Origin of the sequence: Pseudomonas sp. TREG-RG-20F-10-E-6-01 (assembly GCF_022662455.1) — a bacterium.
GTDB lineage: Bacteria > Pseudomonadota > Gammaproteobacteria > Pseudomonadales > Pseudomonadaceae > Aquipseudomonas.
This window is the reverse complement of record NZ_JAKNQP010000001.1, coordinates 1151681-1163232: the sequence shown is the minus strand read 5'-3', so window position 1 is coordinate 1163232 and position 11552 is coordinate 1151681. Positions and strand designations below refer to the sequence as shown.

General features: G+C 62.2%; 7 protein-coding genes. 4 read left to right on the top strand and 3 right to left on the bottom strand.

Features of this window, described 5'->3' with window-relative positions; all coding sequences use genetic code 11:
* The first annotated feature begins 3 nt into the window (after window positions 1-3).
* Together L8K08_RS05460 and L8K08_RS05455 are read left to right on the top strand one after the other, a co-directional pair.
* Complete coding sequence (locus tag L8K08_RS05460; protein WP_242194753.1) at window positions 4-1719, top strand: PTS fructose-like transporter subunit IIB; 1716 nt, start codon at window positions 4-6, stop codon at window positions 1717-1719.
* A 194-nt stretch (window positions 1720-1913) separates the two neighbouring features.
* Window positions 1914-3455, top strand: coding sequence for an alkaline phosphatase D family protein (locus tag L8K08_RS05455; protein WP_242194750.1), 1542 nt, complete (start codon window positions 1914-1916; stop codon window positions 3453-3455).
* Window positions 3456-3587: 132 nt separating this feature from the next.
* Here L8K08_RS05455 and L8K08_RS05450 read toward each other — a convergent pair whose 3' ends face one another.
* Window positions 3588-6113: a sulfite reductase flavoprotein subunit alpha gene (locus L8K08_RS05450; RefSeq protein ID WP_242194747.1), complete on the bottom strand. Its 2526-nt coding sequence runs from the start codon at window positions 6111-6113 to the stop codon at window positions 3588-3590.
* A 136-nt stretch (window positions 6114-6249) separates the two neighbouring features.
* Window positions 6250-8535 carry a TonB-dependent siderophore receptor gene (locus L8K08_RS05445; protein ID WP_242194744.1) on the bottom strand — a complete coding sequence of 762 codons (2286 nt, stop codon included), beginning with the start codon at window positions 8533-8535 and terminating at the stop codon, window positions 6250-6252.
* A 206-nt stretch (window positions 8536-8741) separates the two neighbouring features.
* On the opposite strand from L8K08_RS05445, the gene L8K08_RS05440 reads away from it, so the two are divergent.
* Both L8K08_RS05440 and L8K08_RS05435 read left to right on the top strand, forming a co-directional pair.
* On the top strand, window positions 8742-9422 hold the full coding sequence (locus tag L8K08_RS05440) for a Fe2+-dependent dioxygenase (protein WP_242195068.1): 681 nt from the start codon (window positions 8742-8744) through the stop codon (window positions 9420-9422).
* A 1-nt stretch (window position 9423) separates the two neighbouring features.
* Window positions 9424-10173, top strand: coding sequence for a tetratricopeptide repeat protein (locus L8K08_RS05435; RefSeq protein ID WP_242194742.1), 750 nt, complete (start codon window positions 9424-9426; stop codon window positions 10171-10173).
* Between the two features lie 46 nt (window positions 10174-10219).
* Here L8K08_RS05435 and L8K08_RS05430 read toward each other — a convergent pair whose 3' ends face one another.
* The gene (locus L8K08_RS05430; RefSeq protein WP_053254366.1) at window positions 10220-11383 is read right to left on the bottom strand and encodes a type III PLP-dependent enzyme; all 1164 of its coding nucleotides are present in this window, start codon (window positions 11381-11383) and stop codon (window positions 10220-10222) included.
* Between the last annotated feature and the right edge of the window lie 169 nt (window positions 11384-11552).

The window sequence follows — 11552 nt, the reverse complement described above, 5'->3', positions numbered from 1 at the left end:
GTGATGAAGTTAGCCATTGTTACCGCCTGCCCGAACGGCATGGTCACCAGTGTGCTGTGCGCCCGCTTGTTGGACGCCGCCGCGCAGCGCCAGGGCTTGCACACCAGCGTCGAAGTGGTGGACGTGCAGCACCCGGAACGCCAGTTGTCCCAGGCCACGCTCGATGACGCCGATTGGGTGTTGCTGGTCAGCAGCACGCCGGTGCAGATGCAGCGGTTTGTCGGCAAGCGCGTGTTCCAGAGCACGCCGGCCCAGGCGTTGGCGGATGTGGACGCAGTATTGCGTCGCGGCGCCGAAGAGGCTGAGGTCTATGTGGCGACGCCGCAGGCAGCCAAGTCCGCGCCGCGTATCGTCGCGGTCACGGCCTGCCCCACCGGCGTAGCGCACACCTTTATGGCGGCCGAAGCCTTGCAGCAAACCGCCAAGCGCCTGGGCTACGACTTGCAGGTCGAGACCCAGGGCTCGGTAGGTGCGCGCACGCCTTTGAGCCCGGAGGCCATCGCCAATGCCGATGTGGTATTGCTGGCGGCCGACATTGAAGTGGCCACCGAGCGCTTCGCCGGCAAGAAGATTTACCGCTGTGGCACCGGCATTGCCCTCAAGCAATCCGAAGCCACGCTCAACAAAGCCTTGGCCGAAGGCGCGGTGGAAAGCGCGGCCGGCAGCGCGGTGGCGAAAAAATCGGAAAAGACCGGCGTGTACAAACACCTGCTCACCGGTGTGTCGTTCATGTTGCCGATGGTGGTGGCCGGCGGGTTGCTGATTGCCTTGTCGTTTGTGTTCGGCATTCATGCCTTTGAAGAAAAGGGCACCTTGGCGGCGGCACTCAAAACCGTCGGCGACCAGGCCTTTATGCTGATGGTGCCGTTGCTGGCGGGCTATATCGCCTACTCGATTGCCGACCGCCCCGGCCTCGCGCCGGGCATGATTGGCGGTCTGCTCGCGGGCACGTTGGGCGCGGGGTTTATCGGCGGGATTTTCGCCGGTTTCCTCGCCGGTTATTGCGTCAAGTTGATCACCCGCGCGGTGAAATTGCCGCAGAGCCTGGAGGCGCTCAAGCCGATCCTGATCATTCCATTGCTGGCGAGTTTGTTCACCGGCCTTGCGATGATTTATCTGGTCGGCCCGCCGGTTGCGCGGCTGCTCACCAGCCTGACCGACTTTCTCAGCACCATGGGCACCACCAACGCGGTGCTGCTGGGCATCCTCTTGGGCGGCATGATGTGCGTCGATTTGGGTGGGCCGATCAACAAGGCGGCGTATGCGTTTTCCGTCGGCTTGCTGGCTGCTTCCAGCGGCGCGCCGATGGCCGCGACCATGGCCGCTGGCATGGTGCCGCCGATTGGCATGGGCATCGCCACGTTCCTGGCGCGGCGCAAGTTCGCCCAGACCGAGCGCGAAGCCGGCAAGGCCGCGATGATTCTGGGCCTGTGCTTTATCTCCGAAGGCGCGATTCCGTTTGCGGCCAAAGACCCACTGCGCGTGATCCCGGCCAGCATCGCCGGTGGCGCCTTGACCGGCGCGCTGTCGATGTATTTCGGCTGCAAACTGGCGGCGCCTCATGGTGGCCTGTTTGTGCTGATCATTCCCAATGCGATGAACCATGCCCTGCTGTACTTGCTGGCGATTGTTGCCGGCAGCCTGTTGACGGGGTTGGTGTATGCGCTGATCAAGCGCCCTGAGGCGCTGGAACTCACAGTGGCTGCGGGAAAGGCCTGACACCGGCCAAAAATTTGGGAGCGGGCTTACTCGCGAAAGCAGTGTGCCAGTCAATGTATTGGTTGATTGACATTGCGCTTTCGCGGGCAAGCCCGCTCCCACATTTGGATCTTCGGGGCTGCCCAGTCGGGTGTCACATCCGCTTCATCCACGCGTGCTTTAGTTGACCTTTTGATACTCAAGAGGGCACCTGCATGAGCCACTTCGATCTCGGCCGTCGCCGCGTGATGCAAGCCGTCGGCGCCGGCCTGCTGCTGCCGGGCCTGGCGCCGGCGGTGATCGCGTCGGTCAAGGACCGGCCGCAACTCACCGATGGTGTGCAGTCCGGCGACCTGCTGGGCGACCGCGCGATGATCTGGAGCCGCAGCGACCGCCCGGCCAAGATGGTGGTGGAATGGGATACCCGCAGCGTGTTCAGCAACCCGCGAAAATTCATCTCGCCACTGGCCGACAGCCGCACCGACTTTACTGCCCGCGTCGAACTCACGGGGTTACCGGTCGACCAGGCGGTCTTTTACCGCGTGCATTTTGAAGACGCCCAGACCGGCGTCGCCAGCGAGCCGTGGTTCGGCCACCTGCGCAGCGTGCCGCAACAACGCCGTGACATCCGTTTTGTGTGGAGCGGCGACACCGTCGGCCAGGGCTTTGGTATCAACCCGGACATCGGCGGCATGCGCATCTACGAAGCGATGCGCCTGCGCCTGCCGGACTTTTTTATCCACAGCGGCGACACCATCTACGCCGACGGCCCGGTGCCGGCGCAACTGAGCGTTGAAGGCGGACGCATCTGGCGCAACGTCACCACCGAAGCCAAGAGCAAAGTCGCCGAAACCCTGGATGAATACCGCGGCAATTACCGCTACAACCTGCTCGACGAAAACGTGCGCCGCTTCAACGCCGAGGTGCCGCAGATCTGGCAGTGGGACGATCACGAGGTGGTGAATAACTGGTCGCCGAGCAAGCAACTCGATGAGCGCTATCAGACCAAGGACATCAACACCCTGGTCGGCCGCGCACGTCAGGCCTGGCTGGAGTATTCACCGATGCGTCGGCAAAGCGCCGATGGCGGCGGGCGGATTTATCGCAAGCTCAGCTACGGCCCGCTGCTGGATGTGTTCGTACTGGACATGCGCAGTTACCGCGGCCCCAACGACGACAACCTGGGTGGCGAAAAACCGTTCATGGGCCGTGAGCAACTGGACTGGCTCAAGCGCGAACTCAAGGCCTCAAAAGCGCAATGGAAGGTCATCGCCGCCGACATGCCCATCGGCCTTGGCGTACCGGATGGCGAGGTCAGCCCCGGCGTGCCGCGTTGGGAAGCGATTGCCAATGGCGACCCTGGCCCGGCCCAGGGCCGTGAGCTGGAGATTGCCGAACTGTTGGGGTTTCTGCGTGCCCAGCAGGTGCGTAACCATGTGTGGCTGACGGCGGATGTGCACTACTGCGCGGCGCACCATTACCACCCCGACCGGGCGGCGTTTCAGGATTTCGAGCCGTTCTGGGAATTTGTGGCCGGGCCTTTGAATGCAGGGAGTTTTGGGCCCAACCCGCTGGATAAAACCTTTGGCCCACAGGTGGTGTTCGAGAAGGCGCCGCCTGCGCAGAACACCTCGCCGCTGGCTGGGTTTCAGTTTTTTGGTGAGGTGCAGATTGACGGGCAGACGGCGGAGTTGACGGTGATCTTGCGGGACTTGGATGGGGTCTCGGTGTTCGAGCAAAAGCTGCAGCCGGCCTGACCTGCAATGCACTTAAACACTGTAGGAGCTGGCTTGCCTGCGATTGCATCACCCTGGTGTCACTGATACACCGAGGTGCCTGCATCGCAGGCAAGCCAGCTCCCACATTTGATCCTCGGTGTTTATGAGGGCTTAGTACACATCCCGGCGATAGCGCCCTTGCTCGATCAGGCGCTCGACTGCTTCGCTGCCCAGCACCTCATGCAGCACCTGGTCCACGCCCGTCGCCATGCCCTGCAAACTGCCGCAGACATAAATGGCCGCGCCGTCCGCCAGCCATCGACGCAGCACGTCCGCCGACTCGCGCAGGCGATCCTGTACGTAGATTTTTTCTTGCTGATCGCGGGAAAACGCCAGGTCCAGTAGGGCCAGATCGCCGCTGGCCAGCCAGCCTTGCAGCTCGTCCTGGCACAGATAGTCGTGGGCGATATTGCGCTCGCCAAACAGCAGCCAGTTGCGCTGCTGACCAGCGGCAATGCGCGCCTTGAGCAAGCTGCGCAGGCCGGCAAGGCCGGTGCCGTTGCCCAAAAGGATCAGCGGCACTGGCGCCTCAGGCAGATGGAAACCACTGTTGCGACGCAGGCGCAGGCTGATGCTTGAGCCGAGGGCGGCGTGTTCGGTGAGCCAGCCGGAACCCAGGCCCAGGCTGCCGTCGGGGTGACGTTCCTGGCGCACGATCAGCTCCAGCACGCCGTCGCTGGCAATCGAGGCGATGGAGTATTCGCGCATGCCCAGGGGCACCAGGGCGTTCACCAGTGCCTGGGCATGCAGGCCGACCAAGTGCGCGCGGTTGTCCGGCAATTGGCGGGTCGCCAGGGCTTGGTTGAGGGTTTGCGCAAGGCCCTCGATCAACACGCCGTCGCTGCCGGCCAGGCCCAGGCCGGCGAGGAAATGTTCAATGGCCCACGGGCAATTGCGCGGCAGTATTTCCACCAGGTCGCCGGCCAGCCAAGTGTGTGGCGCAGGCGGTGTGAGGCCGAGCAAGTAGATGTCCGAGCCGACGCTGTCGCGGTTGAGCAGGGTGCGTCGGGTCAGGGTCCAGTTTTCGTACTGGGCGGTCTGCCAGGCGGATGCCGGCGCATGCCCGGTGAGCTGGCCCAGTTGCTGTTGCCAGGTCAGCAGCGCGTCGGTGTCGCCGCTGTCGACTTCCACAGGCGCGAACAACGGGTTGCCGCCTTGATGGGTTAGCCAGAAATGCAGGCGCCGGGCAAAGCCGCAGAAGTGTTCGTACTGGCGGTCACCCAGGGCCAGCACCGAGTAGTTGAGGCCTTTGAGCGACAGGTCCTGGCCGAGCACGCTGCGTTCGAAACCACGGGCGCTGTCGGGCGCTTCGCCGTCGCCGAAGGTGCTGACCACAAACAGTGCATGTTCTGACTCACACAGGTCTTGCTGGCTGACACTGCCCAACGGCTGCACCTTCACCGGCAGGCCGGCGGCCTGTAATTGCCCGGCCGTCTGCCACGCAAGCTGTTCGGCAAAGCCGCTCTGGCTGGCAAAGCCGATCAGCCACGCCGGGGCGTCGCTGTGGTTGGCGCCGAGGCCTTTGCGGGCATCGCGTACCTGGCGGTTTTTGCGGCGGCGGTCGAGGTACAGCAGCCAGCCGGTAATAAAGAACAGCGGCATGCACAGCGCACTGACGGTCAGGATGATGCGGCCTACCAGGCCGAAGTAGCTGCCGGTGTGCAGCGCGTAGACACTGGTGAGCAATTGCGACTTGAAGGTCTTGCTCGCGTAGCGGTCATGGGACTTGACCTCGCCGGTGGCCGGGTCGAGGTTGATCTGGTTCAGCGCGCGGTCGTGCGGCGATGTGTTGAGCAGGTAATACACAATGGCCGGCTGCCCGGCGACGGCCGGCATGCGGATGTTGTAGGCGCTCAAGCCGGGGCCGGCGTTGGCGTAAATGCTGCTCCAGATCGCGTCGTAGTTGGCCACCGGCGCCGGGCCCTCGGGCGGCGGGCCGCGCTTGCGCATGCGTTCATTTTGCGGGGCGTCGGAGAGCAGTTTGGTCACGCCCTGGTTGTACCAGTCATACGACCAATACAGGCCAGTGAGCGCGGCCAATAGATAAAACAGCAGGCACCAGGTGCCGAACACCGAGTGCAGGTCCCAGTTGAAACTGCGGCCCTTTTTGCGCCAGTCCAGCGTCAGCCAGGCGCGCCAGCTTGCCACCTGGCGCGGCCAGCGCAGGTACAGGCCCGACAGGCAGAAGAACACCAGGATCAGCGTGCAGGCGCCAGTGATTTGCCGGCCGGTATCGCCAGCCGCCAGGAAGCGGTGCAGCTGCAAGATGAAACCGAACACGTCCTGGCCGACGGCGTCGCCCAGGTAGTTGCCGGTGTACGGGTCGAAGTAGCGCATCTGGCCACGCCGCTCGCCCGGCGGTGCCGTGAAGAACACGCGCGCAGCGTTGCCGCTGTCGCTTTCCACCCACAGCATCGACACGGTCTTGCCTTCGGTGGCCTCCAGCTTGCGCACCAGTTCGGCAGGCGGCAGCACGCCGGCTTCGCGTTTTTCGACGCTCAATACGGTCGGATTGAGCGCGCGCAGAATTTCATCCTGAAACGAGACCGCAGCCCCGGTGATCCCCATCAATGCCAGCACCAGCCCGGCGGTAATGCCGAAGAACCAGTGCAACTGGAACAGGGTTTTCTTCAACACGTCGGACCGCCTCGCTCATCTGGATATATAAGTCACGGCGCGCATTATGCCGTGGGCTAACGAGAAATCTTCTGTTTTACACGCAAAAGCCCCACGCATCCGATGCGTGGGGCTTTGGGCCTGAAGTTTGCCGCGTTTAGAAGTGGAAACTGGTGGTCAACAACGCCGTACGACCGGCCGCCTGGTTGGCGAAGTGCGCCGCGTAAGCTTTGTCGTAGTAGGTCTTGTCGGTCAGGTTTTGCACGTTCAATTGCAGGTCGACGTTCTTGGTCAGCTTGTAGCTGGCCATGGCGTCGTAGCGCGTGTAGGACGGCACGTAAACGGTGTTGGCCGCATCGCCGTAAACCTGGTCGACGTAGAACGCGCCGCCGCCGATGGTCAGCTTTGGCGTGATGTCATAGGTGGTCCACAGGCTGAAGGTGTTTTTCGGCGTGTTGGGCATTTGGTTGCCCTGGTTGGAACCGGCAGTGACGACACCCTGGCGGTTGCCGTTTTTGCCGGGGTCAACCAGCTCGCTTTTCAGGTAGCTGTAGCCGGCGAACACTTGCCATTGTTCGGTGAGCTTGCCGCTGGCGGACAGTTCGATGCCGTCCACTCGCGATTCGCCCGCGGTTTCGTAGGTGTTGGAGTCCACCAGAATGCGTGTGTTTTTCTTCTCGGTACGGAAGATCGCGCCGGTCAGGGACAGGCGGTTGTGGAACAGGTCCCACTTGGTGCCCAGTTCGTAGTTGACGGTTTCTTCGGGTTTCAGGTCGCTGGTGTTGATGCCGGTGACGAAGCCGTTGGTTTCCTGGCCTTCACCGACCATGCCGCCGGCAGGCGATGCCGAGGTGGCGTAGGAGGTGTAAATGCTGCCGTTCTCCAGCGGCTTCCAGACCAGGCCCGCCTGCCAGTTGAAGAACTGGCTGTCGTCCTTGATTTTGCTGCGCCCCGCGGCGGCGTTGGTGTTGGCTTCGGTGTCGAAGGTGTCGTAGCGCAGGCCCAGGTTCAACAGCCATTTCGGGTCCAGCTCAATGGTATCGAACACGTAGGCGGCGCGGCTGGTGGCCTTGGTGTTGGTGCCGTAGTAGTTGCGCGCGACGCTGCCAGTCCAGGCGTCGTCCGGCGTCGGGTTGCTCAGTAAGGTGCACTGCCCGCCCAGGCTGCCTTTGGCCACGGTGCAGGTCGGGTTGGCGTTCGGGCTGACCGTGTAGCCGCTGACGCGGGTTTCTTCGCCGGTGAATTCCAGGCCGGTGGAGTACGAGTGCTTCATGCCCGCAAGCTGGAAATTGCCGAACAGGTCCGTCTGGTTGGGGGTGGTGTCGGTGGTCGACACTCGCGTGTTGGCACGGCGCCACACGGTGCCGAAACGGCTGACGTTGCGCTGGCTGTCGTCCGGCTGAGTGAGCACGTAGTCCTGGCCGGTGCTGCCATGGCGAAGGGTGTTTTTCAGCGTCATGTTGTCGTTCAGGTCGTGCTCGATGGAGAACGTGCTGATATCGGCGCGGGTCTTGCGGAAGTCGCGGTCCTTCAAGCCGTAGAAGTTGTTGCTGTCGCCGCCATCGGTGGGTTTGTCGTGCCCGTGGGCCGTGGCGGTCGGCGAGCTGTAGCCGTAGGGAATGCCCGAGTCCGGCAGGTCGTTGCTTTCCATGTGGTAGTAGCTGAAGTTGACGCGCGTCGGCGTGCCCAGGCCGAAGGTCAGCGACGGCGCAACACCCCAGCGGTCATAGTCGATGACATCGCGGCCAGCCACGTTCTGCTCGTGGCTCATCAGGTTCAAGCGAAACGCGGCGTTGTCGAGGAACTGGCGGTTCACGTCGAGCACGTAGCGGCGGGTCTGGTCGGAGCCGTAGGTGAAACCGCCGTTGGTGAAGTCGCGCGCCTGTGGCGTTTTGCTCACCAGGTTGATGCTGCCGCCCGCCGAGCCGCGACCGCCGAACGAGGAGTTCGGGCCTTTGCTGACTTCAATCGATTCGATGTCGAAGATCTCGCGGCTCTGGCCGCCGGTGTCGCGCACGCCGTCCAGATAAGTGTCGCCCTGGGCATCAAAGCCGCGAATGAACGGACGGTCGCCCTGAGGGTTACCGCCTTCACCGGCGCCGAAAGTAATGCCCGGTACAGTGCGCAAGGCGTCCTGCAACGAGGTGGCGGCGGTGTCCTTGAGCACTTGTTGCGGCACCACGGTCACCGAGCGCGGGGTGTCTACCAATGGCGCGGTGTACTTTTGCGAAGCGGCTTTTTCCACCTGGTAGGACGTGTTGTCCTGCTCCTGGCCGGTAATGCTGGTGGCGCCCAGGGAGATGCTGTTGCGCTCGCCTTTCTGTTCGGTGCTCTCGGCCGCTTGTGCCAATTGGGCGGCAGAGCTGGCGCTGAGTGCGACGCCGATGGCCGAAGCCAGCATGCGTGGTGAACTGGCTGGTGTTTTTAGCAGTGTGCGCGACATTGACGTGTCCCTTCCCCAAGGTTGTAAGGCCGCGGAATATAGGGTCAACAAGAGTTTCTATCAATTGCGATACATTACTATTCGCACTGAATTTACATTCTTTACACTTTTTGCTTACGGTTTTTACCAACTAGTTCGTCTCCCGCGTTTTACAGGGCGGATAAGAATCAATACCATTGGCGCCTCTCTGCCTCCAGGTACTGCCCCTGATGCTGCACATTCCCGGCCTGTTCTCTCGCGAGGAGGTGCTGCGCATTCGCCAAGCCTTGGAAAGCACCGAGTGGGCCGACGGTAAAATCACCGCCGGGCATCAGTCCGCCAAAGCCAAACACAACCTGCAATTGCCCGAAGGCCACCCGCTGGCCAAGGAAATTGGCGCGGCGATGCTCGAGCGTTTGTGGAAAAACCCGCTGTTTATGTCAGCGGCGTTACCGCACAAGGTCTTCCCGCCTTTGCTCAATTGCTACACGGCCGGTGGCAGTTTCGACTTCCATATCGACAACGCCGTGCGCCAGGCGCGGGGCAGCCACGAACGGGTGCGCACGGACCTGTCGTCCACGCTGTTTTTCAGTGATCCAGAGGAATACGACGGCGGCGAGCTGGAGATCCAGGACACCTTCGGCCTGCAGCGGGTCAAACTCCCGGCCGGCGACATGGTGCTGTACCCGGGCTCGAGCCTGCACAAGGTCAACGCCGTAACCCGTGGCGCGCGTTACGCTTCGTTCTTCTGGACCCAAAGCCTGGTGCGTGAAGACAGCCAGCGCACCTTGCTGTTCGAGATGGACGGCGCCATCCAGCAACTGACCCGCGATGTTCCCGACCATCCAGCGCTGATCCAGCTCACCGGCACGTACCACAACCTGTTGCGCCGCTGGGTCGAGGTCTGACATGGGCTTTTTATTGCGCCGTGAAGAAGTGCTCAACGTCGAGCAACTGCAAAGCATGCTCGACGATTCCCCGGTGCGCGCCGCCCAGGCGATTTTGATGGCCGCCAAGGCGGGCGTGGTAGACGCCCAGGCCTTGCTGGGGCAAATCCTGCTGGAAGGGCGCGGCATTGCGCGCGATGAAGCGCTGGCGCTGCGCTGGTTCCAGATCGCCGCTAACGGCGGGCAGTTGATGGCACGCAATATGGCCGGGCGTTGCCTGGAACATGGCTGGGGCTGCGCCGTTGATGAGGCGGCGGCTGCGCGGGAGTATCGCCTGGCGGCAGAGGCCGGGTTGGATTGGGGCCAGTACAACTATGCCAATTTGCTGGCCACCGGTCGTGGTGTCGACGAAGACCGAGCGCAGGCGCTGGGGTTGTATCGGCTGGCTGCGGAGCAGGGCCACGCCAAGTCGATGAACCTGCTGGGGCGTTATTTGGAAGACGGCCACTCTTGCCCGAGGGATTTTGAGGCGGCTGTCGAGTGGTATCGGCGTTCAGCCGAGGGCGGGGATTTTCGCGGGCAGTTCAGCTATGCCGCGATATTGGCTGACCGAGGCCGAATCGACGAGGCATTGGCGTGGCTGCGCAAGGCGCTGGCGGGCGGCAATCTGAAGTTTTTGCGAACGGCTCACACCGCGTTGGCCGCAGCCAGTGATCCGCAGGTCCGGGCGATGGCCGAGGCCTACCAACAGCGCGCCGCGAGCCTGTCCTGACCAAAAAAACCCATGACATGTCATGGGTTTTTTGTGTGCGAATTGCTTACACGTAGTAAGACTTCAACGGCGGGAAGCCATTGAATTCCACAGCGCTGTAGCTGGTGGTGTACGCACCGGTCGACAGCCAGTACAGACGGTCACCAATCGCCAGGTTCAGCGGCAGGCCGTACTTGTAGTTTTCGTACATGATGTCGGCGCTGTCGCAGGTAGGGCCGGCGATGACCACTTCTTCCATCTCGCCTTTTTTCTCGGTCCAGATCGGGAACTTGATGGCTTCGTCCATGGTTTCGATCAGGCCGGAGAACTTGCCCACATCGGTGTACACCCAACGCTCGACGGCGGTGCGGGATTTACGCGCCACCAACACCACTTCGCTGACCAGGATGCCGGCGTTGGCGATCAACGAACGGCCTGGTTCCAGGATGATTTCCGGCAGGTCGTCGCCGAAATCTTCCTTGAGGAAGCGGATGATTTCTTCGGCGTAGGTTTCCAGGCTGTTGGTGCGGGTGATGTAGTTGGCCGGGAAGCCACCGCCCATGTTGATCAGCTTCAGATGAATGCCGTCTTCTTCTTTCAGGCGTTCGAAGATCACTTTGACCTTGGCGATCGCCGCGTCCCACACGCTGATGTCGCGCTGCTGCGAGCCGACGTGGAAGGAGATGCCGTATGGCACCAGGCCCAGGTCACGGGCGAGGATCAGCAGGTCCATGGCCATGTCGGTCTGGCAGCCGAATTTGCGCGACAGCGGCCAGTCAGCCGTGGTCGAGCCTTCGGTGAGGATACGCACATAGACTTTCGAGCCCGGCGCGGCCTTGGCGATGTTGCGCAGGTCGGCTTCGGAGTCGGTGGAGAACAGGCGCACGCCCTTCTCGTAGAAGTAGCGGATGTCCTTGGATTTCTTGATGGTGTTGCCGTAGCTGATACGGTCGGGGCTGACGCCACGGTCCATGACCTTGTCCAGCTCGTAGATCGAGGCGATGTCGAAGCTCGAACCCTTGTCTTTCAACAGGTCGATGATCTCGACGGCAGGGTTGGCCTTGACCGCGTAATAGACTTTGGCGAATTCGAAACCGGCGCGCAGGTCATCGTAGGCCTGGCTGATCATCGCGGTGTCGATCACCACGAATGGGGTTTCTTGCTTGTCGGCGAACGCCTTCATTTTGTCAAACGTGGCGCGCGCGAAATAATCTTCGACGTTGATCGACATGCTGGGAACTCCTAAGGGCAAACTAATTTGATCAATGGGTGCAAATGAACGTCCTCCGTATCCCCACTTTGGTTCGCCTACTTCCCAAGGCATGTCGCCGAAAGCAAAAAGGCCACGGGAATCACCGCTTCCCTTGGCCTTGCTGTCTCGTCGTCAGTACTTGAGCCGG